The sequence below is a fragment of the Methylorubrum salsuginis genome (genome assembly GCF_900114375.1).
Lineage (GTDB): Bacteria > Pseudomonadota > Alphaproteobacteria > Rhizobiales > Beijerinckiaceae > Methylobacterium > Methylobacterium salsuginis.
Genome location: NZ_FOSV01000005.1, coordinates 107,790 through 132,606, shown reverse-complemented (window position 1 = coordinate 132,606; position 24,817 = coordinate 107,790). Strand labels below are relative to the sequence as shown.

The 24,817-nt window shown below is 70.1% G+C and carries 23 protein-coding genes and 1 tRNA gene; 12 read left to right on the top strand and 12 right to left on the bottom strand.

What is annotated here, in order from left to right; translation table 11 throughout:
* Positions 1 to 3 precede the first annotated feature (3 nt).
* From BM140_RS08655 to BM140_RS08640, 4 genes are all read left to right on the top strand, one after another.
* Positions 4 to 480, top strand: a complete 477-nt coding sequence (locus BM140_RS08655) for a DUF6468 domain-containing protein (RefSeq protein ID WP_091944151.1) — start codon at positions 4 to 6, stop codon at positions 478 to 480.
* The gene (locus BM140_RS08650) at positions 477 to 1,262 is read left to right on the top strand and encodes a MotE family protein (protein WP_091944148.1); all 786 of its coding nucleotides are present in this window, start codon (positions 477 to 479) and stop codon (positions 1,260 to 1,262) included. The genes BM140_RS08655 and BM140_RS08650 overlap by 4 nt, the downstream gene beginning before the upstream one ends.
* A 95-nt stretch (positions 1,263 to 1,357) precedes the next feature.
* Positions 1,358 to 1,987: a DUF433 domain-containing protein gene (locus BM140_RS08645; RefSeq protein WP_165616424.1), complete on the top strand. Its 630-nt coding sequence runs from the start codon at positions 1,358 to 1,360 to the stop codon at positions 1,985 to 1,987.
* On the top strand, positions 1,984 to 2,400 hold the full coding sequence (locus BM140_RS08640) for a DUF5615 family PIN-like protein (protein WP_091944142.1): 417 nt from the start codon (positions 1,984 to 1,986) through the stop codon (positions 2,398 to 2,400). Before BM140_RS08645 ends, BM140_RS08640 begins: the two co-directional genes overlap by 4 nt.
* Positions 2,401 to 2,412: 12 nt before the next feature.
* Here BM140_RS08640 and BM140_RS08635 read toward each other — a convergent pair whose 3' ends face one another.
* Positions 2,413 to 2,910 carry a glutathione peroxidase gene (locus BM140_RS08635; protein WP_091944139.1) on the bottom strand — a complete coding sequence of 166 codons (498 nt, stop codon included), beginning with the start codon at positions 2,908 to 2,910 and terminating at the stop codon, positions 2,413 to 2,415.
* A 161-nt stretch (positions 2,911 to 3,071) separates the two neighbouring features.
* On the opposite strand from BM140_RS08635, the gene BM140_RS08630 reads away from it, so the two are divergent.
* The 3 genes from BM140_RS08630 to BM140_RS08620 all read left to right on the top strand — a co-directional run bounded on the left by BM140_RS08630 (position 3,072) and on the right by BM140_RS08620 (position 6,081).
* On the top strand, positions 3,072 to 3,821 hold the full coding sequence (locus BM140_RS08630) for an invasion associated locus B family protein (RefSeq protein ID WP_091944136.1): 750 nt from the start codon (positions 3,072 to 3,074) through the stop codon (positions 3,819 to 3,821).
* 117 nt (positions 3,822 to 3,938) lie between these two features.
* On the top strand, positions 3,939 to 5,123 hold the full coding sequence (locus BM140_RS08625) for a lytic murein transglycosylase (RefSeq protein WP_425287053.1): 1,185 nt from the start codon (positions 3,939 to 3,941) through the stop codon (positions 5,121 to 5,123).
* Positions 5,124 to 5,496: 373 nt separating this feature from the next.
* A complete protein-coding gene (locus BM140_RS08620) occupies positions 5,497 to 6,081 on the top strand; it encodes an NAD(P)H-dependent oxidoreductase (protein ID WP_091944131.1) in 585 nt (194 codons plus the stop codon).
* Between the two features lie 4 nt (positions 6,082 to 6,085).
* Here the strand turns inward: BM140_RS08620 and BM140_RS08615 are convergent, their stop codons facing one another.
* Positions 6,086 to 6,478 carry a GFA family protein gene (locus BM140_RS08615; RefSeq protein ID WP_091944128.1) on the bottom strand — a complete coding sequence of 131 codons (393 nt, stop codon included), beginning with the start codon at positions 6,476 to 6,478 and terminating at the stop codon, positions 6,086 to 6,088.
* Positions 6,479 to 6,631: 153 nt separating this feature from the next.
* A complete protein-coding gene (locus tag BM140_RS08610; protein ID WP_091944125.1) occupies positions 6,632 to 7,981 on the bottom strand; it encodes a dicarboxylate/amino acid:cation symporter in 1,350 nt (449 codons plus the stop codon).
* A 302-nt stretch (positions 7,982 to 8,283) separates the two neighbouring features.
* Here BM140_RS08610 and BM140_RS08605 point away from each other — a divergent pair, with 302 nt between their 5' ends.
* Both BM140_RS08605 and BM140_RS08600 read left to right on the top strand, forming a co-directional pair.
* Positions 8,284 to 10,128 (top strand): sensor histidine kinase, encoded by a 1,845-nt coding sequence (locus tag BM140_RS08605; RefSeq protein WP_244535357.1) that lies wholly within the window; start codon positions 8,284 to 8,286, stop codon positions 10,126 to 10,128.
* Entirely contained in the window at positions 10,125 to 11,483 is a 1,359-nt protein-coding gene (locus tag BM140_RS08600) for a sigma-54-dependent transcriptional regulator (RefSeq protein WP_091944122.1), read from the top strand. The genes BM140_RS08605 and BM140_RS08600 overlap by 4 nt, the downstream gene beginning before the upstream one ends.
* 7 nt (positions 11,484 to 11,490) lie before the next feature.
* Here the strand turns inward: BM140_RS08600 and BM140_RS08595 are convergent, their stop codons facing one another.
* From BM140_RS08595 to BM140_RS08565, 7 genes are all read right to left on the bottom strand, one after another.
* Positions 11,491 to 14,499 (bottom strand): bifunctional diguanylate cyclase/phosphodiesterase, encoded by a 3,009-nt coding sequence (locus BM140_RS08595; protein WP_244535356.1) that lies wholly within the window; start codon positions 14,497 to 14,499, stop codon positions 11,491 to 11,493.
* Between the two features lie 352 nt (positions 14,500 to 14,851).
* On the bottom strand, positions 14,852 to 16,324 hold the full coding sequence (gatB, locus tag BM140_RS08590; RefSeq protein ID WP_091944119.1) for an Asp-tRNA(Asn)/Glu-tRNA(Gln) amidotransferase subunit GatB: 1,473 nt from the start codon (positions 16,322 to 16,324) through the stop codon (positions 14,852 to 14,854).
* An 82-nt stretch (positions 16,325 to 16,406) separates the two neighbouring features.
* Entirely contained in the window at positions 16,407 to 17,186 is a 780-nt protein-coding gene (locus BM140_RS08585) for a class I SAM-dependent methyltransferase (RefSeq protein ID WP_091944116.1), read from the bottom strand.
* Between the two features lie 159 nt (positions 17,187 to 17,345).
* Positions 17,346 to 18,233, bottom strand: a complete 888-nt coding sequence (locus BM140_RS08580) for a cation diffusion facilitator family transporter (protein ID WP_091944112.1) — start codon at positions 18,231 to 18,233, stop codon at positions 17,346 to 17,348.
* 91 nt (positions 18,234 to 18,324) lie between these two features.
* Positions 18,325 to 18,537, bottom strand: a complete 213-nt coding sequence (locus BM140_RS08575; protein WP_091944109.1) for a hypothetical protein — start codon at positions 18,535 to 18,537, stop codon at positions 18,325 to 18,327.
* 12 nt (positions 18,538 to 18,549) lie between these two features.
* On the bottom strand, positions 18,550 to 18,798 hold the full coding sequence (locus tag BM140_RS08570; protein WP_091944106.1) for a hypothetical protein: 249 nt from the start codon (positions 18,796 to 18,798) through the stop codon (positions 18,550 to 18,552).
* Positions 18,799 to 18,862: 64 nt separating this feature from the next.
* The gene (locus BM140_RS08565; protein ID WP_244535354.1) at positions 18,863 to 20,326 is read right to left on the bottom strand and encodes an FAD-dependent monooxygenase; all 1,464 of its coding nucleotides are present in this window, start codon (positions 20,324 to 20,326) and stop codon (positions 18,863 to 18,865) included.
* Between the two features lie 108 nt (positions 20,327 to 20,434).
* On the opposite strand from BM140_RS08565, the gene queA reads away from it, so the two are divergent.
* Both queA and tgt read left to right on the top strand, forming a co-directional pair.
* Positions 20,435 to 21,532 (top strand): tRNA preQ1(34) S-adenosylmethionine ribosyltransferase-isomerase QueA, encoded by a 1,098-nt coding sequence (gene queA, locus BM140_RS08560; RefSeq protein ID WP_091944484.1) that lies wholly within the window; start codon positions 20,435 to 20,437, stop codon positions 21,530 to 21,532.
* A gap of 13 nt (positions 21,533 to 21,545) precedes the next feature.
* On the top strand, positions 21,546 to 22,697 hold the full coding sequence (gene tgt / locus BM140_RS08555) for a tRNA guanosine(34) transglycosylase Tgt (RefSeq protein WP_091944100.1): 1,152 nt from the start codon (positions 21,546 to 21,548) through the stop codon (positions 22,695 to 22,697).
* A 59-nt stretch (positions 22,698 to 22,756) separates the two neighbouring features.
* Here the strand turns inward: tgt and BM140_RS08550 are convergent, their stop codons facing one another.
* Positions 22,757 to 23,014 (bottom strand): hypothetical protein, encoded by a 258-nt coding sequence (locus tag BM140_RS08550; protein ID WP_091944097.1) that lies wholly within the window; start codon positions 23,012 to 23,014, stop codon positions 22,757 to 22,759.
* A 266-nt stretch (positions 23,015 to 23,280) separates the two neighbouring features.
* Between BM140_RS08550 and BM140_RS08545 the strand changes: the two genes are divergently transcribed.
* Positions 23,281 to 23,356, top strand: a tRNA-Lys gene (locus BM140_RS08545).
* Positions 23,357 to 23,445: 89 nt separating this feature from the next.
* Here BM140_RS08545 and BM140_RS08540 read toward each other — a convergent pair.
* Positions 23,446 to 24,747 carry a site-specific integrase gene (locus BM140_RS08540; protein ID WP_244535353.1) on the bottom strand — a complete coding sequence of 434 codons (1,302 nt, stop codon included), beginning with the start codon at positions 24,745 to 24,747 and terminating at the stop codon, positions 23,446 to 23,448.
* Positions 24,748 to 24,817 lie beyond the last annotated feature (70 nt).

Below are 24,817 nucleotides of genomic sequence, written 5' to 3'. Positions count from 1 at the left end.
CCCATGACCTTCTTCGTCTCGTTCGCCGCCGACATCCTCGTCGCCATCCTCCTGGTGGCGACCATCGCGTCGTCCGTGCGGCTGTCGCGGCGCATCAGCAAGCTCAAGGCCGATGAAGCCGCCTTGCGCACCACCATCGGCGACCTCGTGGTGGCGAGCGCCACCGCGGAGCGGGCCATCGCGGGCCTGCGCGCTACCCTGGACGAGTGCGACCGGACGCTGGCCGAGCGCCTCGGCACCGCCGAGCGCTACTCCGCCGACATCGCCGCCCATGTCGAGGCCGGGGAGAGCGTAATCGCCCGGATCGCCGCGATCGTCGGGCAGGCCCGTCCGGCCGCCGCTGCGTCGGCACAGGCCGCGCCGCGCCCCGCCGCCATTGAGGCCGCGCCGGGCAACGGCGAGCGGGTCGGGGCTGCGCTCGCCGCCGCCCACGCCCTGTCCGAGCGTGCCCTCGACCGCCTGCGGGCCAGGGCCGCATGAAGCTCCCCGCGCGCCGCCTCGCCCGACTCGCGAGCCTGCCGGCGCGCCCCTTCCGGCTGCGCCTGATCGACGCCGTGGTCCTGGCGGCGATCGGGCTCCTCGTGCTGAAGCTGACCGCCCTGATGGGCGAGGGCCCTCCGGCCGGAGCGCCGCTGCCCGACTTCGCCCGGGTGCTGGCCCATGCCCGCTCGGACTACACGCCCCCCGACCCGACCACGACCGGCTCGGTCTCGGCACCGGAAAAGAAGGCCGAGCCCGCGCCTCCGCCGGTCTACCAGCCTCCGGTTCCCGAGCCGGTCTCGCCGACAGAGCGGGCACTGCTCGAAAAGCTCCAGGCCCGCCGCGACGCCCTCAAGCAGCGCCAGGACGCGCTGGATCTGCGCGAGCAGATGCTGAAGGACGCCGAGCGCAAGCTCGAATCCGGCGTCTCCGATCTGAAGGAGGCCGAGGAGAAGGCGGCTTCCGTCACCACCAACAAGGGCGAGGCCGAGAAGGCCGGCCTCAAGACCATCGTCACCATGTACGAGACGATGAAGCCCAAGGACGCCGCCCGCGTGTTCGACCGGCTGAGCCTGGAGACGCTGGTGCCGATCGTGCTGGCCATGAACCCGCGCAAGATGGCCGAGGTGCTGGCCCTGATGGGCTCGGAGCCCGCCGAACGCCTCACCGTGGCGCTCGCCAACCGCGCCCGCGGCCTCGACGCCCCCCAGACCGCCTCCGCGGCGCCGAGCCTGCCGCCGGGCGAATTGCAGGCGATCGATCCGGGACCGAAGGGGCGCTGAGGCGCCCCGGCCGATTGAAGGCTCGCACGCCAGAATATATCTTCCCGTTCATGGGAAGCATTCTGCAGAGCGGCAGAGAACCGGAAACGGCTGGGATGCTGTCGGCGACGCAGGCTGCGTTCGTCGCCGATGTCGAGCCGCGGGACATCCACCACGCCATCGACCGGAACGTTTTGCCCGATCGTCTCTTCCTGCGCGGAGACGAGCGACGCGTCGCCGTCGAGGGCTGCCCCCTTGTCGCGTTCTACTATGCCAGTGCCAAGCGCCTGACCGCGGAAGAACGCATCGCCGCGATTTGCATCGTGGAGACCCGCTTGCGAGCGGCGCCCTCGGACGATCCTTGGTCGCGCTCGACCGAAGACTGGATCGTACACAACGACTTCCTGCGGATCGACTTGTCGCCGTTCGTGGCGCGCGCGGCCCAGCGCTGGCGGCTTTACGGCGCAGCGCGGGCGATGGTCGTGTCCGACGAGGCGATCCTGTCAGGCACACCCATCATCGCAGGCACCCGCATTCCCGTCCACGACGTGGCGGCCTCGCTCGCCGCAGGCCACCTGCCGGAACGGGTTGCGGCTGCCTACCCGTCGCTGAGCCCGGCGCAGATCGAGTTGGCCGCCCTCTACGCCAAGGCGAATCCGTTGGCCGGACGTCCGCGGGCGCGCCCGCTGCTGGAGACCGCGCGCTTGGTCTTCGAGGAAAGCGTGCCCCGCCGTCCGGCCGGATGAACCTCTTCATCGACGAGTGCCTGAGCGACGAGTTGACCCGGATGGCACTCGATCGCGGCCACTGGGGTTCGACGAGCGTGAAGCGCCGCGGCCTGTCGGGAACGCCCGACTGGCGATTGCTGCCGATTCTGCTCACCGAGGATCTTACCCTCGTCACCAAGAACTCGATCGACTTCCGTGGGCCGGCAAGCGAGCCCGGATCGAAGGGTCTCTACGCGGGCCTCGACCTCCATGCTGGCCTGATCTGCCTCAACGGGCCAGTCGGAATGGACCTCGCATTGCAGAAAGAACTATTCGCGATCGCCCTGGATCGCCTGGATGGGCTGGGGAACGACCTGACCAACAAAGCTCTCGAAGTAAGCCTGGAGGACGACACGATCCGGCTGCGCCTTTATGATCTGCCGCCCGCCTGACCGGACGCGAATCTATTCGGGCAAGGTCTCGTCCAGCGCCCGCTCGATCGCCCCCTCCAGCGCCGAGGGCTTCGTCGCCGGGGCGAAGCGCTCGATGACGCGGCCATCGCGGCCGATGAGGAACTTGGTGAAGTTCCACTTGATCTTCTGCGTTCCGAGCAGGCCGGGCTTGGCCTGCTTGAGATCGACGTAGAGCGGATCGGCGCCCGCGCCGTTGACCTCGATCTTGGCCAGAACCGGGAAGGTCACGTCGTAGGTGAGCGAGCAGAAGCGCTCGATCTCCTCGGCGTCGCCCGGCTCCTGGGCGCCGAACTGGTTGCAGGGGAGCCCCAGCACCACGAGGCCCCGGCCGCGATGGCGCCGCCACAGGGTTTCGAGCCCCTGATACTGCGAGGTGAAGCCGCATTTCGAGGCGGTGTTGACCACGAGCAGGACCTTGCCCCGGTACTGCGACAGAGGATGCGGCCGGCCGCGCGCGTCGAGCGGTGCGTGCGCGAGGATGTCGCTCATGCGGTAGTCGCCTTCTCTTGCCGAATGATCCCAAGTCGTCCCGCAGCGTATCTGCCGGATTTCATGGAACGATTCCAGGCTTAGGCAGAATTCGGCGGGGGACATTGCATCCGCCCTCCGGCGAGGCTAGGCGGCCCCGGACAACGTGCAGGAGTTCCTCGATGCCGCCGCTTCCCCGCAGGACCACGCCGCCCGCTTCCCCCCGCGTGCTGCTTCTCCTGGCCGGGCTCGCCGTCGGCCTCGGGTCCGGCCTTCCGCTCGCCCGGGCCCAGGACGGCGCGCCGGACGCGGCTCCGGAGGCGGCGCCCGACGAAGCGCCCAAGCCCAAGCCCAGGCCGCGCCGCCCCCCGCCGAAGCCGAAGCCCGCGGAGGAGGCCAAGGAGAGCAAGGACGCCAAGGAGCCCGTCGCCGGCTCAGGCACGGTGCTGGAGCCGGCCGCCGCCCCGTCCGGCCCGGCGCAGTGGCCCGCGGGCGCCCGCTCGGTCAGCGAGAGCTACGGCGATTGGACCATGAACTGCACGAGGGAGGACAACCGCACCGATTGCGTCATCATCCAGTCCCAGGGCGACCGCCGCACGGGCAAGCGCCTGTTCAGCATCGAGCTGAAGGTGCCGAAGGACGGACGCACGGAAGGCCTGATCCTGATGCCGTTCGGTCTGCAGATCGAGCCCGGCGTGACGTTCAAGCTCGACGACCGGGCGCTCGGCAAGGGCGCGCCGTTCTCCTACTGCGTCGCCGATGGCTGCCTCGTGCCGATCAGCCTGCCGACGCTCGCCACCGACGCGATGAAGACCGCCCAGAACCTGACCGTGACGGCAGCCAAGCCCGACACCAAGGAGCCGACGGTGATCACCGTGCCGCTCGCAGGCTTCGCCGCGGCCTTCGCCCGCTCTACCGCCTTCGGCGGTTGAGGCATCATCGGGATCGGGGCAGGCGGTGATAGGCTGCGCCTCGCCCCGAACTAGGATGGATGTTCGATGCGCCTCGACGCGACCCTCCTTCGTCGGCTCCTGCCGCTCCTCGTCCTGATGGCCGGCGGGGCGCGGGCCGAGGAGGCGCAGCCGAACTTCGAACAATGCCTGACCGGCCTCGCGCGCCTCGCCGAGGCGCGCGGCGTGCCCGCCGCGACCGCGCGCGACGCGCTGAAGGATCTCGCCCCCGATCCGGCGGTGCTGCCCGCGACGAAGACCCAGGCCGAGTTCGTCCGGCCGGTCTGGGACTACATCGACGCCTCGGTAACGCCGGAGAAGATCGCCACGGGGCAGGCCAAGCTCGCCGAGTGGGCCGAGGTGCTCGGGCGGATCGAGGCGGCCTACGGCGTCGACCGGCACATCCTCGTCGCCTTCTGGGGGGTCGAATCGGGCTACGGCAGCGTGCTCGACGATCCGAAGATCGTCCGCCCGGTGATCCCGGCCCTGGCGACGCTCGCCTGCCAGGACGGAAGCCGCGCCGGCTTCTGGCGCGACGAGCTTCTGGGCGCCCTGACGATCCTCGGGAACGGGGACGCCGACGCCGCGCGCATGACCGGCTCCTGGGCCGGTGCCATGGGCCACACCCAGTTCATGCCGAGCGCCTACCTGAAGCACGCGGTCGATTTCGACGGCGACGGCAAGCGCGACATCTGGCGCTCGGTCCCCGACGCGCTCGCCTCGACCGCCAATTTTCTGAAAAGCTACGGCTGGCGCTCCGGCGAGGGCTGGGGCCAGGACGTGAGCCGACCCGAGGGATTCGACTACCGGCTCGCCGACGAGATGACCGAGCGCAGTTTTTCGGAATGGGCGGCGCTCGGCTTGAAGCCCGCGGGCGGCAAGGGGTTTCCGGAGGGCGCGGAGCGGCGCGCGACCCTGGTGGTGCCCGCAGGCGCACGGGGACCGGCCTTCCTGCTGGAACCGAACTTCAGGGTAATCCTGCGCTACAACACGGCGCTCGCCTACGCGCTCACCGTCGCCCACCTCTCCGACCGGCTCGCCGGCGGCCCGCCCTTCGGCCGCGACTGGCCGCGGGGCGACCGGATGCTGACCAACGACGAGCGCATCGACCTCCAGACCCGACTCGAAGCGCTCGGACACCCGACCGGCGGCACCGACGGCAAGGTCGGTCCCGAGACCCGCGCGGCGATCCGCGCCTTCCAGTCCGCCCACGGGCTCGTGCCGGACGGTTACGCCGAAGCCAGCCTGCTGGACAAGGTGAGGGCGGCCTCGCCCGCGCCGTGACGGATGCCTGCGCACAACGCAGGGGCCGGTCTTGCAATTTGGCGGTGAAAACCGATTATCCCGGAGTGGAGCGGGAAGGTGAAAACCTCCCCGCTCCTTTCAGCGGTGGATTACCCGAGCTGTACGCGGAGGATCAGGGTCAAGCTGGTCCTCCGCACTCGTTTGAACACCACCGAAACGCGAAAGCGTGGAACCAACCACACCATCGTCGCCTCCTGGGTCGTGACCGGACGATGCCGTCGCCCTCGGACGCCCGGCGGCTGACCGGGCGTGAGCCCTTGCCGGCTTGGCGCTTCCCACGCGATCACGGTGGGCAGCATCGCCGTACAAGTCCGAAACCTCGGTTAACGGAGCCCGCGAGGAAGCCCCGCCCATGCGCGTCCTGCTGGTGCATTGCCATCCCCGCGCCGACAGTTTTTCCGCATCCTTGCGGGCGACCGCCGTCGCCACGCTCGAAGCCGCCGGCCACGAAGTCGAGATCATCGATCTTTACGCCCAAAACTTCGATCCGCGGCTGAGCGGCGACGAGCGCGGCGGCTATTACGACGAGGCGGCGATCCCACCGGATATCGCCGGGCATGTCGCGGCCCTGCGGCGGGCCGAGATGCTGGTGTTGGTCTACCCGACCTGGTGGTTCGGGATGCCGGCGATGCTGAAGGGTTGGTTCGACCGGGTGTGGCGCCCCGGCGTCGCCTTCGCGCTCGGCGGTGCCCGCGTGCTGCAGCCGCGGCTCACCGGCATCCGCCGGATCACGGTGGTGACGACCTACGGCTCGCCGCTTTGGCTGCTCTGGCTCGTCGGCTGGCCCGACCGGCGCATGGTGAAGCGGGGCATCTGCGTGCTCTGCGCCCCGCGCTGCCGGCTCGACTGGATCGCCCTCACCGGCATGGACGGCGTCACGCAAACCGCCCGGGAGCGCTTCGTCGGCCGGGTCCGACGAAAGCTGGCGCGGGTCTGAAGGGTCAGCCCGGAAACCGCTCGAAGCGCGGCAGGTCGTGCGCGTGTTCCATCCAGGCGATGCGCTCGGCGACCTGAATATGCGCCTGGGGCGGCAGGGAAGCGGGATCGTCGAGGGTGCCGGTCTGCACGTCGATCATCCCCGGCAGCATCCGCTCGTTGACGTAGAACAGGCCGGTGCCGCAGCGGCCGCAGAAATGGCGCCGCCCGTGCTCGGACGAGGCGTAGACCGTGGGCTCGCCCTCAATCGTCACCTGTGCGGCCGGCACCATCGCCCAGCCGACCATCGGCGCGCCCGCATGGCGTCGGCAGTCGGTGCAGTGGCACAAGGCGTTGTGCACCGGCTCCCCCTGCATCGTGTAGCGGATCGCTCCGCAATGGCATCCTCCGGTTGGCATCCGGCTCTCCTCGAACGATCGGTGAGCGGACCGTAGCGGCCGGGGCCGGTTCCAAAAAGACAGAAAACCGCGGCAACCCTTCGGCTGCCGCGGCTCCCTCACGGACGGGGCGTAAGGCGTGGGACGATACCCGCCCGGAGCTTCTCGACCGTTTTACTCGGCCGGCTGGAGGACCGGAGCCGGGGCGACCGGGGCCGCCTCGACCGGCTTGCCGCCGAGCGCCGCGTGCAGCTTGGCCTCGTCGACCTCACCCTCCCAGCGGGCGACGACGATGCAGGCCACCGCGTTGCCGATGAAGTTCGTCAGCGCGCGGCACTCCGACATGAAGCGGTCGATGCCGAGGATCAGCGCCATGCCGACGACCGGCACGGAGGGGACCACCGCCAGCGTCGCGGCCAGCGTGATGAAGCCCGAGCCGGTGACGCCCGCCGCGCCCTTCGAGGAGAGCATGGCGACCAGCAGTAGCAGGATCTGCTCGCCGTAGGTGATCGGGGTGTCGGTGGCCTGGGCGATGAACAGCGCGGCCATCGTCATGTAGATGTTGGTGCCGTCGAGGTTGAACGAGTAGCCGGTGGGGACCACGAGGCCGACGACCGGGCGCGAGCAGCCGGCGCGCTCCATCTTCTCGATCAGCGAGGGCAGGGCGGACTCGGAGGACGAGGTGCCGAGCACCAGCATCAGCTCTTCCTTGATGTAGCGGATGAGCCGGATGATCGAGAAGCCGTTGTAGCGGGCGACCGCGCCGAGCACGCCGAGCACGAAGATCGCCGAGGTCAGGTAGAAGGCGCCGACGAGGTAGGCGAGGTTGGCGAGCGAGGAGATGCCGTACTTGCCGATGGTGAAGGCCATCGCGCCGAAGGCACCGATGGGGGCGACCTTCATGATGATGTTGACGACGCCGAAGATCGCCTCGGAGGTGACCTTGATGATGTCGAGGACCGGCTTGCCCTTCTCGCCCATGAAGGCGAGGCCGAAGCCGAACAGCACCGAGAAGAACAGAACCTGAAGGATCTCACCGCCCGCGAAGGCGCCGACGGCGGTCGTCGGGATGATGTTCATCAGGAAGTCGGCGATGTTCTGCTCCTTCGCCTTGCCGGCGTAGGTCGCGACCGCCTTGGGGTCGAGCGAGTTCGGGTCGATGTGCAGGCCGTGGCCGGGCTGGAGCACGTTGGCGACGATCAGGCCGACGATGAGGGCCAGCGTCGAGAACGTGAGGAAGTACGCCAAAGCCTTGCCGCCGACGCGGCCGACCTTCTCGAGGTTGGTCATGCCGGCGATGCCGGAGACCACGGTGAGGAAGATCACCGGGGCGATGATCATCTTGACGAGCTTGATGAAGGCGTCGCCGAGCGGCTTCATGTCGGCGCCGAGCTTCGGGTAGAAGTGGCCGAGCGTGATGCCGATCGCGACGGCGACGAGCACTTGGAAATAGAGCGTGCGGTAGATCGGCTTGGGGGCGGACGGCGCATGCGGCGCGGTCAGCGGGGACGGCACGGTTGCCATGGGGCTTCTCCCTGCGAAACGTGGATCGATCGGTGGGAGGTCGCCGGTCCCGGACGGGATCACGACGGCGCCCACTCTTGCTTTTGGCCTTCCGGCACACAGCTCTGCGGTTCGGGCATGGCTGCGTTTCGCGATATGAATGGCAACCCCCGTGCCAGCCCGGCGAGGCTCGTAACTTTTTGCTAACGTGTTGAAATGAGACTTATTTTTCATACCGGCCCGGTCCGGCTCGGGGAGGCCTCTGCGGCTTTCCGCACCGGGTCGCGGAATTCGTTCCGGGATTCCGCACGGGGCTGCGGGCGGTGAGCGAACCGGCCTCTGTCGGCGTGCGCCCGCGCACCGGCCTCTTCCTCATCGCCGGGCTCGTGGTGATGGCGCTCGCCGTCTGGCTCGGCGGACGGTTGGCGGAGCGCCTCGCGCTCACCGACCTGCGGCGCACGGCGCAATCGGCGCTCTCGCTTCAGGTCGCGGCGCTTTCGGCGGAGATGCAGCGCCAGAGCGCGCTGCCGCTGGCGCTGGCTACCGATCCCGAGATCCTGCGCGCCGTCGGCCCCGCCCCGGACAAGGCGCTCATCGACAGCGTCAACGGCCGGCTCGGCCAGATCGCCCGGGCCACCGGGGCGACGGTGATCTACGTCATCCGCGCCGACGGCGTGACCCTTCTGGCGAGCAACGCGGACGAGCCGCGCAGCTTCATCGGCAACGACTACACCTTCCGCCCCTATTTCCGGCAGGCGATGGAGACGGGCGCGGGCTCGCAATTCGCGCTCGGCACCGTGAGCGGGCGCCCGGGCTTCTACCTGTCCCGGCGCCTGCCCGCATCCGCGGGCGTGGTCGTGGTCAAGATCGAGTTCGACGGCGTCGAGGCGGCGTGGCGGGCGGCGCGCGAGCGCGTGTTCGTCACGGATGCCCGCGGCATCGTGCTGGTGGCGAGCGATCCGGCGTGGCGCTTCACGGCCCTGCGCGGCCTCGACGCGGCGGAGCGCGAGCGCATCGGCGCGTCGCGGGATTTCGGCGAGGCGACCCTCGGGCCGCTGCCGGTCTATCCGACCGACGACGCGGTCGATCTCGTGCGGGTCGGCAATGGCGGGCGTCCCGCATGGCCCGCCTTGATGCTCGACGCCGCCGTGCCTGACACGACGTGGCGGCTCCATACGCTGACCCCCATCGCCGCCGCGGTCGAGCGCGAGCGGGTGCAGGGTCGGCTGATCGCGCTGCTCGGCACCGGACTCGCCTGGGGGGCGCTCGCGACGTGGCTGGCGCGGCAGCGGCGCATCCGCAACCGCCTCACCGAGTCGGCGGCGCGGCGCGAGGAACTGGAGCGGCGGGTCGCAGAGCGGACCCAGGCCTTGAGCGACGCCAACCGCCAGCTGGTCGCCGAGATGGAGGAACGCCGCCGCTCCGAGGCCGAGCGCGAGCGCTTGGGGCGCGAACTCGCCCAGGCCGGGCGGCTCGCCGCGCTCGGCCAGTTCGCCGCCAGCATGGCCCACGAGATCAACCAGCCGCTCGCGGCGATCCGGTCGTATGCCGACAACACCGCGATCCTCGTGCGGCGCGGGCGGATCGAGGACGCCGCCGAGAACGTCTCCGCCATCGGCCGCCTGACCGAGCGGATCGGCGGGCTGACGCGGCAGCTGAAGGGGTTCGCCCGGCGTGCCTCGGGCCGGCGCGAGCCGGTGCGGCTCGCCGAGATCGTCGGCGGCGGCTTCGAGGTTCTCGGCCCCCGTGCGCGGGACGCCGGCATCCGCCTCGACGTGGCGACGCTGCCGCCCGATCTGGCCGTGCTAGGCGACGGGCCGCGCCTGGAGCAGGTCGTGGTCAATCTCGTCCAGAACGCCCTCGACGCCGTGACCGGGCGGCCCGATCCGTGGGTCCGGCTCGACGTCGAGGCAGGGCCCGAGCGGGTGATCCTATCGGTCGCCGATAACGGTCCCGGCATCCCGGAGGCGGCGCGGGCGCAGGTGTTCGACGCCTTCTTCACCACCAAGGCCGACGGTCTGGGTCTCGGCCTCGCCATTTCCCGTGGCATCGTCGAGGAATGCGGGGGCACCCTCTCGGTGACCTCGAGCGATGACGGCACCGTGTTCCGCATGGACCTTTTGCGGGCGGGGGTGGCCGTGCGAGAGGCCGTTCAGGAGACCTCATGAGCGGCGAATCTCAGCCCGACCGATCCGAGCGCATCGTCTTCGTCGACGACGAGGAGGACGTGCGCCGGGCCAATCGCCAGAGCCTCGAACTCGACGGCTTCGCGGTCGAGACCTTCGAGACGGCGGAAGCCGCGCTCGCCGCCATCCGGGCCGAGCCGCCGGGCGTCGTCGTCACCGACGTGCGCCTACCCGGCCTGGACGGGCGCGCCCTGTTCGAGCGGGTGCGCGCCGACGACCCGGACCTTCCGGTGATCCTCATCACCGGCCACGGCGATATCTCCATGGCGGTCGCGGCGATGCGCGGCGGCGCCTACGACTTCCTGGCCAAGCCCTACCCGGCGGAAAGCCTGATGGGCTCGGTGCGCCGGGCGCTGGACCACCGCCGGCTCGTGCTGGAGAACCGCCGCCTCCATGCCCGCCTCGATGCCGCCATCGAGGAGGATCCGGCCTTCCTCGGCATCTCGCCGGAGATCGTGGCCCTGCGCCGCCTCGTGCGCGACGTGGCCTCGGCCGATGTCGATGTGCTGGTGCTCGGCGAGACCGGCTCGGGCAAGGAGGTGGTGGCGAGCGCGCTTCACCGCTGGAGCCGGCGGGCCAACAAGAACTTCGTCGCCATGAATTGCGGCGCGCTGCCCGACAGCGTGGTCGAGAGCGAATTGTTCGGCCACGAGGCCGGCGCCTTCACCGGCGCCCTCAAGCGCCGGGTCGGGCGCATCGAGCACGCGCAGGGCGGCACGCTGTTCCTCGACGAGATCGAGAGCATGCCGCTGGGGCTTCAGGTGAAGCTGCTGCGGGTGCTTCAAGAGCGCGTGGTCGAACCGCTCGGCACCAACGAGCGCCGTCCCGTGGACATGCGGGTCGTGTCGGCCACCAAGGTCGATCTGGGCCAGGAAGCCGCAGCGGGCTCGTTCCGCGACGACCTCTATCACCGCCTCAACGTGGTGACGGTCGCCATCCCGCCGCTGCGGGAAAGGCGGGAGGACATCCTGCTCCTGTTCCAGCACTTCCTGGGCCGCGCCGCCGCCCGGTTCGGACGCGAGCCGCCGCCGGTGACGGGGGCGATGCGCGACCACCTGACCCGTCATTCCTGGCCCGGCAACGTGCGTGAGCTCGACCACTTCGCCGAGCGCTGCGCGCTGGGGCTTGCCGGACGGCCCGCAGCGGACGCGCCGGCGCCGACGACGGCGCCGACCCTCTCGGAGCAGGTCGAACGGTTCGAGCGCGGCCTGATCCGCGAGGAACTGATCATGGCCGGCGGCGACGTGCGGGTGGCCGCCGAGTCCCTCGGCGTTCCGCGCAAGACCCTCTACGACAAGATCGCCCGCTACGGCCTGGTGCCGACGGATTTTCGGTAGCGGCCGCTCAGGCCGCCGCGCTGGTCCGCCCCCGCATGAAGGCGCGGGCGTCCTCCGCCGCCATCGGGCGCGACAGGAGGAAGCCTTGCACCTCGGTACAGCCCTTGTGGCGAAGGCGTTCGAGTTGCTCTTCCGTCTCGACCCCTTCGGCGGTGATGGAGGAGCCGAGCCGCTCGCCGATGCCGACGATGGCCCGCACGACCGCCGCCGCCACCGGGTTGTCGAGGTCGCGGACGAAGGAGCGGTCGACCTTGATCTTGTCGAAGGGGAATTGGCACAGGTAGCTCAACGACGAATAGCCGGTGCCGAAATCGTCGAGGGCGATGCGCACGCCCATCGCCCGCAGGCGGTGCAGGCAGCCGATGACGGCGTCCGAATCCTGCATCAGCACGCTTTCGGTGATCTCCAGTTCCAGCCGCCGCGCGGGTAGGCCGGAGGCGGCCAGCGCCCGGACCACTGCCTGCTCCAGCCCCTGCTTGCGGAACTGCACCGCCGAGACGTTGACCGCGACCCGCATCTCGCCGGGCCAGGACGCCGCCTCGCGGCAGGCCTCGTTGAGAGCCCAGGTGCCCAGCGGGGCGATCAGCCCGGATTCTTCGGCCACCGGGATGAACTCCGCCGGCGAGACCGCGCCGCGCACCGGATGATTCCAGCGTAAGAGCGCCTCGAACCCGTTCGGGGCACCGTCCTTCAACGCGAAGATCGGCTGGTAATGCAGGGCGAAGCCGCCGGAGCGCAGCGCATCGCGCAGGTCGAGTTCGAGCAGGTTGCGGGTGGCCACTGCCGCATCCATCCCGCGCTCGTAGAAGCGGAAGGCGTTCCGGCCGGAATCCTTGGCCCGGTAGAGGGCGATGTCGGCGTTCTTGAACAGCGTCTCGGGGCTGTCGCCGTCCTCCGGGCCGACGGCGATGCCGATGGAGACGCCGATGGCCGCCGAAAGGCCGTCGAGATCGATCGGACGCTCGAGCGACTGGATGATGCGACGCGCCACGACGGCGATGCGGCGGGTTTCGTCCTGATCCTTCAGGATGATGGCGAACTCGTCGCCGCCGAGACGGGCCACCATGTCGCCCTCGCGCAGGGCCGCTCCCAGTCGCTCGGCGACGACCCGCAGCACGGCATCCCCCGCGGGATGGCCGAAGGTGTCGTTGACCGCCTTGAACCGGTCGAGGTCGCAGCACAGGACCGCGATCCGGCCGCCCCGCCGCTGGGCGCCCGCGAGTTTGCGGCCGAGCGTCTCTTGGAACAGGCGGCGGTTCGGCAGCCCGGTCAGCGCATCGTGGCGGGCGATGTGCTCGACCAGCGCCTCGGCCCGCTTGCGCTCGGTGGCGTCGGCGACCGTGCCCTCGTAGCCCACGGGCGTCCCGTCGGGCCCCGGCACGAGCCATGCGGTCTCCGACACCCAGATCGTCTCCCCGCCCGCGTGACGGCGCACCTCCGAGACGAAATCCTCGACCCGTCCGTCGCGGTGCAGGAGATCGAGGAAGGCCGCGTTGCGCTCGGGATCGACATACCAGTCGTGGCCGAAGGCGGTATTGGGCACGAGGATGCCACGACCGTCGTCGTAGCCGTGCAGGCGGGCGAGCGCCCGGTTCGCCTGGACGATGTGTCCGTCGAGGCGGGCGCGATAGACGCCGATCACCGCGTTGTTGAACAGCGATTGGTAGTCGGCCTCCGCGGCGCGCAGAGCCGCCTCGGCCTGCCGCCGTTCGGTCACGTCGGTATAGGTGCAGACGGTGCCGCCGGATGTCGTCGGAGCGATGCGGACCTCGACCACGACGCCGTTGGGGCGGGTCCGCTCGTACCGGCTGATCGACGGACGCGGACTGCCGTCCACGAGCCAGTCGCGCACCTCGGGCGGGGCGTTGCGAAACTCTCCGGAATCCGTCTGGAAGCGCAGAACGTCGGCGTAGCGCGCGCCCTCGTGGAGCAGCGATTCGGGCAGGCCGAGGACCGAACGGGCGCGCTGGTTGTGGACGCGGATACGGCCGTCGGGACCGATCATCATCAGCCCCTGGTCCATCGCCTCCAGGGTCGTGCGCAGGACCTCGCCGGCCTCCCGTTGCTGTCGCTCGGAATTGGCCAGATCGGTCACGTCGAGGCAGACGCCGTAGAGCGCGACGAGCCGTCCTCCGTCATCGTGCTGGGCGATGCCGTGAACCGAGACCACGCGCTCCTCGCCATCGGGACGGATGACCCGCGAGCGGTGGTCGTAGCCGCCGGTCTCCGCCGTGCTGCGCCCGGCCAGCGCCTCGTCGATCACCCAGTAGACCCGGGCGCGATCATCGGGATGATAGAAGGCGATGTGGGTGTCGAGGGAGAGAGGGCTCAGGGCCGCGTTGCGTCCGAAGATGCGGGCGATCCCCTCCGACCACGCGATGGTGCGCTCCTCGGCATCGATCCGCCAGTGACCGAAGCAGGCGGTGCGCTCGGCCATGGCGTGGGCGGCCTGGGAAACGCGCAGCGCCGCCTCACGCTCGACGAGGTGAGCCTCGGCGCGGGCCTGCCCCAGAACCTCGGCCTCGGCCTCGGCGCGACGCTCGTGCAGGTGGAGATGGGCTTCCGCCAGCAGCGCCAGATCCTGAAGGGCACGCACCTGCGTGGGCGAAAAGTCCGGCCGCGGCACGACATCGATCACGCAGAACGTGCCGATGGTCCGGCCGGTGATCGAGCCGATGGCCACGCCCGCATAGAAGCGGGCCTGCGGCGGGCCTACGACCAGGGGCGAGTGGGCGAAACGGGCATCCTGCGTCAGGTCGGGAACCACCAGCGCCTGCCCCCGGGCGCGGCGAATGGTGTGGTTGCAGAAGGCGCTCTCGCGTTCGATGCCGTCGTCCTCGACGCCGCAGCGGGCGCGGAACCAGAACCGGTCCTCGTCGATCAAGGGGATCAGGGCGACCGGCGTGCGGAACATTTCGGACGCCGTCCGGCACAGGGCGTCGAGATGCTCCTGCGGGCCCGCGTTCAGGAGGGCTTCGCGGGGGGCAGGGATGGCGTCGTGGTCGAAGCTCTGCACCGGTGAAGCCCAATGTCTTCGCTCGGGCGGCCCGCCGCAGCCGGGACCAAGACCGGCTTAGGCGGGGGAGACCCTGAACGACGCCGACATTTACGGCCGAGAGTTAACAATCCCGCCGCACGGAGCAGCAAAAGACAATCCCGGAGTGTGGGGCCGTGCTTCGATCCGCGCCAGCTCGATCGGGACCGACCCTCTGGACTGAACACCTCGGCGCAAGGCGGTCGGGATCGCGTTCTGAGTGTCTCTCACAAGACTCCCGCTGCGCCGGCGCGCCCGGAGGAGACACCGGCTGTGAACGGGAGTTTTGTGAGGCACTCTTAGCCGCGTCGTCCGGCCACGGGCTGGACGGCCCTCACTCGATCCCGAGCTTCTCCTTCAGGAGCGCGTTGACGGCGGCCGGGTTCGCCTTGCCGCCGGTGGCCTTCATGGTCTGGCCGACGAACCAGCCGAGCAGCGTCGGCTTGGCCCGCGCCTGCTCGACCTTGTCGGGATTCTTGGCGATGATCTCGTCCACCGCCGCCTCGATGGCGCCGGTGTCGGTCACCTGCTTCATGCCGCGGGTTTCGACGATCGCCCGCGGGTCGCCGCCTTCCGACCAGACGATCTCGAACAGGTCCTTGGCGATCTTGCCCGAGATCACGCCCTCGCCGATCAGATCGACGATGCCGCCCAGCTGCTCGGCCGAGACCGGCGTGTCCTCGATGCTCCGGCCTTCCTTGTTGAGGCGCCCGAACAGCTCGTTGATCACCCAGTTGGCCGCCGCCTTGCCGTCGCGCCCGCGCGCCACCGCCTCGAAGTAATCGGCCGAGGGGCGCTCGGCCACGAGCACGCCCGCATCGTAGGCCGACAGGCCGTAATCCTTGACGAAGCGCGCCTTTTTGGCGTCCGGCAGCTCCGGCAGGCCGGACGCCAAGGCATCGACATAGGCCTGATCGAATTCGAGCGGCAGCAGATCCGGGTCGGGGAAGTAGCGGTAATCGTGCGCCTCTTCCTTGGAGCGCATCGAGCGGGTCTCGCCCTTGCCCGGATCGAACAGGCGGGTCTCCTGATCGATGGTGCCGCCATCCTCCAGGATCGCGATCTGGCGCCGCGCCTCGACCTCGATCGCCTGGCCGATGAAGCGGATCGAGTTGACGTTCTTGATCTCGCAGCGGGTGCCGAGCCCCTCGCCGGGACGGCGCACCGAGACGTTCACGTCGGCGCGCAGGTTTCCCTTCTCCATGTCGCCGTCGCAGGTGCCGAGATAGCGCAGGATCGTGCGCAGCTTGGTCACGTAGGCCTTGGCCTCCTCCGACGAGCGCAGATCCGGCCGCGAGACGATCTCCATCAGGGCCACGCCCGAACGGTTGAGATCGACGAAGCTCTTGGTCGGATCCTGATCGTGCAGCGACTTGCCGGCGTCCTGTTCCAGATGCAGCCGCTCGATGCCCACCGTGATCGAGGCGCCGTCCGGCAGATCGACCAGCACCTCGCCCTCGCCGACGATCGGGTCCTTGTACTGCGAGATCTGATAGCCCTGCGGCAGATCCGGGTAGAAATAGTTCTTCCGGTCGAACACCGAGCGCAAATTGACCTTCGCCTTCAGCCCGAGGCCGGTGCGCACGGCCTGGGCCACGCATTCCTCGTTGATCACCGGCAGCATGCCCGGCATCGCCGCATCGACCAGCGAGACGTGGTCGTTCGGCTCGGCGCCGAAGGCGGTCGCGGCGCCGGAAAACAGCTTGGAGCGGCTGGTGACCTGGGCGTGGATCTCCATGCCGATCACGACCTCCCAGTCGTGCAGGCCGCCCTTGATGAGTTTTTTGGGGTCGACGCGCTCGGTCATGGTCTTTCGCGATTCTTCAGTGCCGGCGGCGCCTGGAAGGCGCCTTTCGTCCGCAGTGTGTAGGGACGGCCCGCGGGACGGGTCAAGCGATTGGCGGGGCGCCCGGCCGTTTGGCCGCCAGCGTCACCGCCGGCCCGTTCACGAAGTCCGGGGCGTCGGCGATGATCGTCGTCTCGCTGAGCCCGTGATGGGCGAGCACCCGGATCAGATCGGGCAGCTCCATCCAGCGGGTCTTTTCGCGGTTTCCCCCCCAGAAGGTCGCGAGCTTGCGGTCCCGGTAGGTCAGTTCGTGCAGCGACAGCCGCATGCCCTCGTGCTCGACCGGATGGGTGACGTGGCGGCGCAGGCGCCGCTCCTCGCGGAAGTAATGGGTCCAGATGAAGATCCGGTCGGTGCGCGCGGCCGCCAAGCGGATCAACTCCAGCGGATCGAGCATGTGGTAGAGGATGCCGCAGCAGAAGATCAGGTCGTAGCGCGGCCCCGGCGCCTCCAGATGCCGGCTGACGTCGCCGAGCAGGAAGGTCGAGCGGTTCAAGCCGGCGATGTTCTTGACGATCAGCGACTTGAGGAAGGCCTCCGAATTCGACTCGACCGCGGTGATGCTCTTCGCCCCCAGCGCTTCGAGCTGGCAGGTATGGGCGCCCTCCAGCGGCCCGAGTTCGAGCACGTCGTAGCCGTCGAGCCGCCCGTTCACCCCGAGATGCGCGGCGGCCTGTCCGGGCCGCGGATCGGCCCGAAACCCCGGCAGCCCGCCGGACGGCAGGCCGGGCGCCAACTCGGACAGGTCGCTGGCCCAGCGGTCGGCGAACAGGTCGGTCGCGTTGCGGTGGGTCGGGGTGGTGGTGACGAAGACGCGGCTCATGCGAGCGTGCTCGGGAACCGCGCCCCCCGCGTCAAGTGCCGATCGCTCGGATCGAGCGATCGGCTCCGCAAGCCGGGCGCAGAAAGTGCCCCGCGCAGCGGACCGCGGCTTGGCCGAGGCGGACGCGGGCGCTCGAGGCAGAAGAAGACAGGGTGATCGTCAGATCACCGGCACGCCTCGGGCTTTCGCCTTGTCCCCCGGCTCGACGTGGATCACCACCACGGCGCCCTCGATCTCGGTCTCGATCGCGTCCTCCAGGCGGTCGCAGATCGCGTGCGATTCCTTCACCGTCATCTCGGCGGGAACGACGAGGTGGAAATCGACGAAGGTGGCGCTCCCGGCATGCCGCGTGCGCACGTCGTGGGCCTCCAGAGCACCCTCGCTGTTGGCCGAGATGAGGGCGCGGATGCGGGCGATCATCTCCGGCGAGGCGGCCTGATCCATCAGGCCGTTCACCGAATCGCGCACCATGGTCCAGCCCGACCACAGGATGTTGAGGGCCACCAAGCCCGCCACCACCGGATCGATCACCGGCGTGCCGGTGACGGCGACGAGGCCGACGCCGATGAGGACGCCGCCGGAGGTGACGACGTCGGCGACGATGTGGCGGGCATCCGCGATGAGCGCGGGCGAGCGCAGCATCCGGCCCTGGCGGAACAGCGCGAAGGCCCAGGCGGCGTTGATTGCGGTCGCCACGGCGTTGACCGCGAGCCCCAGAGCCGGCGCGTCGAGGGGCGTGGGATCGAGGATGCCGTGATAGGCCTCGCGCAGGATCAGCACCGCCGCGACGATGACGAGCGCGCCCTCGATCACCGCTGAAAAGTATTCCGCCTTGTGGTGGCCGTAGGGGTGGTCTTCGTCCGCCGGCTGGGCGGCGACGCGCACGGCCAGGAAAGCGCAGGCCGCCGCGACGACGTTGATGATGCTCTCCAGCGCGTCCGAATAGAGCGCGAGGCTACCGGTGAGCCAGTAGGCGGCAAACTTGAGCGCCGTCACGACGACGCCCACGGCGGCGCTCGCGAGAGCGGCTTTCTCGGTCCGGGTCATGGCGGGATTTTCGGGGGTGTGGCGGGGTGCCACGCCTTAAGGCCGGGCCTCTTGGAAGGCCACGGCAAAGGTCTTAGCCCGGGCTAACGCCTCACGCGCCTGCGGGCTTGGCCGGCAGGCGACCGCGGACGACTTCCTTGGCGCGGGCGCGTTCGGCCATCTCGCGGGCCCGCTTGGCGCGCCGCGCATAGGAGCGGGCCAGCCAGCCGAAGCTCGCCCGCGCCGCGAGCCCGTCGAAGCGGGCCGCCTCCTTTTCCCAGTAGCGCATCACCTGCGCGTCGAGCGTTTCGTGCGGGATACCCATCGCGTCCTCTCCTCACGCCTCGGGGGCGGGCGGCGCCTGCGTCTCCTCCACGAGGAGCGCGTCCTCGTCGCCGAGGAACGAGCCCGCGCCGCGGTTCGGCAGCGGTTGGCCCGGCGTGCCGAACGGCTCGCTCGGATAGGCCTCCAGGAAGCGGCGCCGCGCGTCGGGGGCATCCTCGGCCTTGAGGCTCACCTGGGGCGTCTCGGGCAGCGGCCAGCGCGGATCGGCGGGATCGCGCGGGCGCAGGGCGTACCATTTCATGTGGGGCATCGATCCTCGTGCAGAAGCCGCGGATCAACGCGCGAGCCGCGCGCGGGCTGCATCGTCAGGACGGGGCGAGGCGGGCGAGGTAGCGGGCGGCCGCCGCCCAGTCGCCGGCCTCGGCATTCAAGCCGACATAGCCGTCGGGTCGCACCAGATGGAGCCGACCGTCCGGTGCGGGCCGCATCTCCGGAGCGAGCAAGGTGGGGAAGCGCGCGGCGAGCGCGGCGCCCGCCGGCCCGTCCTCGGCGTAAAGCGCGAAGCGCGGCGCACCGCCCGCACCGGGCGGCGGCCCGGCATCGTGCTCCGGCGGCCAGCGCAGCCCTGCGCCCGGCCCCTCGGAGAGGACGCTGTCGGGATAACCGATCTCGATCTCGCTCATGGTCGCGGCCATCCGGTCCCGCACCGCGTGGAAACCGAGCAGCGCCCGGAGCGCGAGGTTGCGGGCGGCTTGGGCCGCCGGGCTGGTGAGTGTCGCCGCGGCGGTGAGTCGGGCGGCGTTGCGCAGCACCGCCTCGCCCACCGCGGCGCGTTCCGGGCTGTAGCTGTCGAGGAGGTCCGGCGCGGCCTCGCCCCGCAGCACCAGGGCGAGTTTCCAGGCGAGATTCACGGCATCCTGCATGCCGGTGTTCATGCCCTGGCCGCCCGCCGGGCTGTGGATGTGGGCGGCATCGCCCGCCAGGAACACGCGGCCCACCCGGTACTGCCCGACCTTGCGCTCGTGGATGCGGAAATGGCTGAGCCAGACCGGATCGGACAGGTGGAGGCCGGCCCCCGCGCGCGCCTCGACCAACGCCTGCACCGCGTCGAGGCTCGGGTCGGGCCGCGGGTGCTCCGGATCGAGCCGGCCCACCGTCGCCACCACCCGCGCCCGCCCGCCGGGGATGGGGAACAGCACGAGCGGCCCGTCCCGGTGGAGATAGACCGCGACCTCGTCCGGCGGCGGCGCGCCCGGCCCCGCGCCCCGGACATCGGCGAGCAGCCACTCGTCGCCCTGGGCCTGCCCCGCGAAGGCGAGGTCGAGGCCATGGCGCACGCGCGAATGCGCCCCGTCGCAGCCGATCAGGAACGGGATCGACACCACCTCCTCGCGCCCGTGGGCGTGGGAGAGCCGCGCCGTGACGGCGCCGGCCGCTTGCGAGAAGTCCGAAAGGGCCACCTCCCGCTCGATGGCGACACCGAAGCCCGCCAGATGCTCGGTGAGAAGCCGCTCGGTCTCGGCCTGCGGGATCATCAGGGCGAAGGGATAAGGGCTTGCGATCTCGGTGAAGCGCGTCCCGCCGAGGACCTGCCCGCCGCTGCGGAGCGTCGCGCCCCGCGCGTGCAGACCGGCGGCCAGGAAAGCGGGCGTGCAGCCCATCCGGTCCATGAGTTCGAGAGTGCGCGACCAGATGACGAGCGCCTTCGAGGTCCGCGTCGGCTCCGGGCTGCGGTCGATCAGGCGCACGCCGACGCCGTACCGCGCCAGTTCGCAGGCCAAGGTCAGGCCGACGGGCCCGGCCCCGACGATGAGGATTCTTCCGAGCACCGGTGGTCCCTCCGGTCGAGCGCATCCCTCGGGCCCTGCATGCGCCTCGCCCCGGACCGGGGCAACCCGCATTTGCCTCCCGGCCCCATCCGCGGCAAAGCCCGGTTCATGCGCGTGGACCTGTTCGACTTCGATCTCCCCGAGGCGTTGATCGCCCTGCGCCCGGCGAGCCCGCGCGACGCGAGCCGTCTGCTCGTGGTGCGGCCGGGCGAAACCCCGCTCGACCGCGGCGTGCGCGACCTGCCCGGCCTGCTTAGCCCCGGTGACGTGCTGGTCTTCAACGACACCCGCGTGATCCCGGCCCGGCTCGCGGGCATCCGCCATCGCCCCGGCGGCACGGGTCAGCGTTGCGAGGCGATGCTTCACCTGCGCGAGGCGCCCGATTGCTGGCGCGCCTTCGCCCGGCCGGCCAAGCGCCTGACCGTCGGCGACCGCATCCGCTTCGGCCCCGAGGGGGAGGGGGCGGGCGAGGTCTGCGTCATGACCGGCCTGGAAGCGACCGTCGAGGCCAAGGGCGAGGGCGGCGAAGTCTCCCTGCGCTTCGACCTCGCCGGGCCGGCGCTCGACGAGGCGATCATGACGCAAGGCGCCCTGCCGCTGCCGCCCTACATCGCGGGCAAGCGCGCCACCGACGCACAGGACGCGACCGACTACCAGACCGTCTACGCCCGCGAGCCCGGCGCGGTGGCCGCCCCCACCGCCGGCCTGCATTTTTCGGATTCCTTGTTGGACGCCATCGACTTGGCGGGGATCGGGCGGGCCCACGTGACGCTGCATGTCGGGGCCGGCACCTTCCTCCCCGTGAAGGCCGACGACACCGCCGACCACCGGATGCATGCCGAGATCGGCACCCTCGACGCCGCCACGGCGGAGCGGCTCAACGCGACGCGGTCGAACGGCGGGCGGGTTGTCGCGGTCGGCACCACGGCGCTCCGCCTGCTGGAAAGCGCCGCCGACCCGGACGGCACGATCCGCCCGTTCGCCGGCGCCACCGACATCTTCATCACACCGGGCTACCGCTTCCGCGCGGTCGATGCCCTGGTGACGAACTTCCACCTGCCGCGCTCGACCCTGTTCATGCTGGTCAGCGCATTCTCCGGCCTCGACACCATGCGCGCGGCCTATGCGCACGCGATCGCGCAAGGTTACCGCTTCTACTCCTACGGCGATGCGAGCCTGCTGTTTCCGGCGCCGCCCGCCCCTTAGAGTTCTCGAGACCATGACCGATCCGCGCTCGACCAGCCCTGATTTCAACTTCGCGATTCACGCCCGCGACGGGCAGGCCCGCACCGGCGCCATCGCGATGCCGCGCGGCACCATCCGTACGCCGGCCTTCATGCCGGTCGGCACGGCGGCGACCGTCAAGGCGATGTATCCGGAGCAGGTGCGGGAACTCGGCGCCGACGTGGTGCTCGGCAACACCTACCACCTGATGCTGCGCCCCGGCCCGGAGCGGATGGAGCGCCTCGGGGGGCTCCACAAGTTCATGCGCTGGGACGGCCCGATCCTCACCGATTCCGGCGGCTTCCAAGTGATGTCGCTCTCCGCGCTCAGAAAGATCGACGAGGACGGCGTCACCTTCCGTTCGCACGTCGACGGATCGGCGCACCGGATGAGCCCGGAGCGCTCCATCGAGATCCAGGGGCTCCTGGGGTCCGACATCCAGATGCAGCTCGACGAATGCGTGCGCCTGCCCGCCGAGCGCCCGGCGATCGAGAAGGCGATGCACCTCTCGCTCCGTTGGGCCGAGCGCTGCCGCGTCGCCTTCGGCGAGCAGCCGGGCAAGGCGCTGTTCGGCATCGTCCAGGGCGGCGACGTGCCGGAGCTGCGCGTCGAGAGCGCGCGTGCGCTCACCGATCTCGGGCTGAAGGGCTACGCCATCGGCGGCTTGGCGGTGGGCGAACCGCAGGCGGTGATGCTCGCCATGATCGAGACGGTGGAGCCGCACCTGCCGGCGGACAAGCCGCGCTACCTCATGGGCGTCGGCACGCCCGACGACCTGATGCAGTCGGTCCTGCGCGGCATCGATATGTTCGACTGCGTGATGCCGACCCGCGCCGGCCGCCACGGCCTCGCCTATACCCGCCACGGCCGGATCAACCTGCGCAACGCCCGCCACGCCGAGGACGTGCGCCCGCTGGACGAGGCCTCCGACTGCCCGGCGGCCCGCGACTATTCCCGCGCCTATCTCCACCACCTCGTCCGCTCGGACGAGATCCTGGGGATGATGCTGCTGACGTGGAACAACCTCGCCTATTATCAGGCGCTGATGGCGGGCATGCGGGCAGCCATTGCCGAGGGGCGGCTCGTCGATTTCGTCGGTGAGACGAAGGAGGGCTGGGCCCGCGCCGAGGCCGCCGAGAAGGCCTGAGCATCGCTCCGACAAGAAGGGTGCCGGCGCATCGGAGACAGCCGATGCGGCGCGAGGCCTCAGCGCAGGTCGGCGCGCTTCTGGGCCTTGCTGTAGCTGGTGATCGCCGCCTGGCAGCCGGGCGAGAGCTTGGCCTTGTTGGTCTTGAAGCAGGCGCGCACTTCGGCGCTGTCGGGGGCGAAATCGCCGCAGAAGCTCAGGTAATCGCCGGTGCAGTGCTGCCGCAGGGCGTCGCGGTCGGCCGGCTGGCTCGGGGCGGGGGCGGCGAACGCTGCGCCGGAGGTGAGAAGAAGCGCGAAGAAGCTGCGTCCGATCATCAAGTCGTCTCCTGCACCCGGTCGAGCCGGGCCGGGGCCGGTAGACGCTCCGATCTGGACGACAGTGCGGCCATGGCATGGCAGCGCGCCCCTCGGCAGCCCCGCCGAGCCGGAATGCGCGCGACGCCCGCCCCGCCGGCAACCGGCCGCCCGCACGCCCTGTGGGATCATCGGCGCACCGTGTTGACCCTCCCGCCCCGACCCCCTATTGCGAGCCACGCACATCGCCCGCCCCGGCCCCGCCGGACAGCCCGGCGCCTTCGTGCGAGCGCGTAGCTCAGTTGGTAGAGCAACGGACTTTTAATCTGTAGGTCCTGGGTTCGAGTCCCAGCGCGCTCACCAAAACCTTCACAATTACATATATATAGCTGCCATATAGGCTGTGACCAGCGGCCTCGTGTGTCCAAGCCTTCGCGACCTGTGTCCAAACCTCACTTCGCAGCGGCCGCCGCACCGGGCCCGAACAGGTTCGCTCTGGTCTCCTTCCAGCACTCTTCGAGCTTCCGCATTCTGTTGATCGCGAGCCGTCGCTTGTTCACATCGCGGCAGTAGTGCCGCACCATCTGCTCGGACATCTCGACGATCGCCGACACCTCAGCCTCGGTGTTGCCGGCCTCGAGCAGCATGTTGACGGCGTTCTTCCGCAGGCCGTGGAACACGAAGGCGCCATCGCGCAGCGTCTTCATCGCGGCCGCCTTCTCGCTCGAGACTTGGGCCGGTGCGCCCTTACTCGTTTTGGAAGTGAACTCTCGCTGCCAGGCGGTCCTGTAGGCCGCAAGCGTCCAGGCCTGCCCATCCTCGCGCAGATGGAGCGCCGGATGGTCGATGTGGGTTCGGGTCAGGATCTCCTGGTACTCCGAGTGGATCGGGACGAAGACCTCAGCCCCCGTCTTCCGGGCAATCAGCTCGATCGCGTTGGCGCCGCGGGCCGGTCGAATCATCGGCAACACGTCCACCGAGCGCTGGCCGGTGTAGAGGGCCGAGTAGACCGGCAGGTGCAGACCCGGCCGCGCGTGCTCGAAGAATGCCTCGAAGGCCCCGTCTGACCACGGCTTGTGCGGCTCGACCGCGTGCTCGACCTTTTCGGTGACGCGGGCGACGTTCGTCTCGCAGTAGCCGCGGGCCGCGCCGAACGAGAGCAGCTTGGACAGGACGGCGCGGAAATATCGGGCGCCGGCCGGCGTGTGAGACTGGAGGTCGATCGCCTCCTGTGCGAGCACGGTCGTCAGCGAGGCCACCGGAGCGCTGCCCCAGGCTTGGCCGATTTTTGCGAGATGGCGATCGTAGTCCCGCTTTGTCAGCGGCGCGAGCTTCTCGTAGGCGGGCTGCGTCTTGTAGAAATCGATCAGGGCGTCGAACGTCTTCCGAGCCTGCCCGTCGTCGGTTCGGTCTCGGGCTTCTGCCGCGTCCACAGCCGCCCAAAACACCGCAGGACCGCCATCGCCCCGCGGCTGCGGCAGTGGGTAAGAGCGGCCCGAGGCGCTCACCCAAGCCCGTTCCCAGCCATCGGCTGCCCGCTTGGCCGCCAGCGCCTCGCATTGCCGGCAGCGGCGCCAAAAGAGGCCGTCCTGCACGAAATCGAGAAGAGGCACCACCGGCCATGCGCGCGGGGTGCCCCGGAACTTCTCGAAGCTGAAATACATGCGCCCCGTCGGGTTGGGCCTGCCGCGCACATGGCGCGGGAGGTCAACCATTCCGGCGCCGCTCCTCGGCCTTCCGCCCGAAGACTTCACGGGTCATCGCTCCGAGGTCCTGTTTCGGAGCTGCACCAGACACCGTCGAGTCGGCCGTCGTCAATTCGGG

Coding starts and splice junctions, on each gene's coding strand:
- BM140_RS08600 (WP_091944122.1), top strand. CDS start 10,125: ATGAGCGGCGAATCTCAGCCCGACCGATCCGAGCGCATCGTCTTCGTC.
- BM140_RS08610 (WP_091944125.1), bottom strand. CDS start 7,981: ATGGCAACCGTGCCGTCCCCGCTGACCGCGCCGCATGCGCCGTCCGCC.
- BM140_RS08635 (WP_091944139.1), bottom strand. CDS start 2,910: ATGAGCGACATCCTCGCGCACGCACCGCTCGACGCGCGCGGCCGGCCG.
- BM140_RS08575 (WP_091944109.1), bottom strand. CDS start 18,537: ATGGGTATCCCGCACGAAACGCTCGACGCGCAGGTGATGCGCTACTGG.
- gatB (WP_091944119.1), bottom strand. CDS start 16,324: ATGACCGAGCGCGTCGACCCCAAAAAACTCATCAAGGGCGGCCTGCAC.
- BM140_RS08585 (WP_091944116.1), bottom strand. CDS start 17,186: ATGAGCCGCGTCTTCGTCACCACCACCCCGACCCACCGCAACGCGACC.
- BM140_RS08550 (WP_091944097.1), bottom strand. CDS start 23,014: ATGATCGGACGCAGCTTCTTCGCGCTTCTTCTCACCTCCGGCGCAGCG.
- BM140_RS08640 (WP_091944142.1), top strand. CDS start 1,984: ATGAACCTCTTCATCGACGAGTGCCTGAGCGACGAGTTGACCCGGATG.
- BM140_RS08620 (WP_091944131.1), top strand. CDS start 5,497: ATGCGCGTCCTGCTGGTGCATTGCCATCCCCGCGCCGACAGTTTTTCC.
- BM140_RS08630 (WP_091944136.1), top strand. CDS start 3,072: ATGCCGCCGCTTCCCCGCAGGACCACGCCGCCCGCTTCCCCCCGCGTG.
- tgt (WP_091944100.1), top strand. CDS start 21,546: ATGACCGATCCGCGCTCGACCAGCCCTGATTTCAACTTCGCGATTCAC.
- BM140_RS08615 (WP_091944128.1), bottom strand. CDS start 6,478: ATGCCAACCGGAGGATGCCATTGCGGAGCGATCCGCTACACGATGCAG.
- BM140_RS08655 (WP_091944151.1), top strand. CDS start 4: ATGACCTTCTTCGTCTCGTTCGCCGCCGACATCCTCGTCGCCATCCTC.
- BM140_RS08650 (WP_091944148.1), top strand. CDS start 477: ATGAAGCTCCCCGCGCGCCGCCTCGCCCGACTCGCGAGCCTGCCGGCG.
- queA (WP_091944484.1), top strand. CDS start 20,435: ATGCGCGTGGACCTGTTCGACTTCGATCTCCCCGAGGCGTTGATCGCC.
- BM140_RS08645 (WP_165616424.1), top strand. CDS start 1,358: ATGCTGTCGGCGACGCAGGCTGCGTTCGTCGCCGATGTCGAGCCGCGG.
- BM140_RS08570 (WP_091944106.1), bottom strand. CDS start 18,798: ATGAAATGGTACGCCCTGCGCCCGCGCGATCCCGCCGATCCGCGCTGG.
- BM140_RS08580 (WP_091944112.1), bottom strand. CDS start 18,233: ATGACCCGGACCGAGAAAGCCGCTCTCGCGAGCGCCGCCGTGGGCGTC.
- BM140_RS08625 (WP_425287053.1), top strand. CDS start 3,939: ATGGCCGGCGGGGCGCGGGCCGAGGAGGCGCAGCCGAACTTCGAACAA.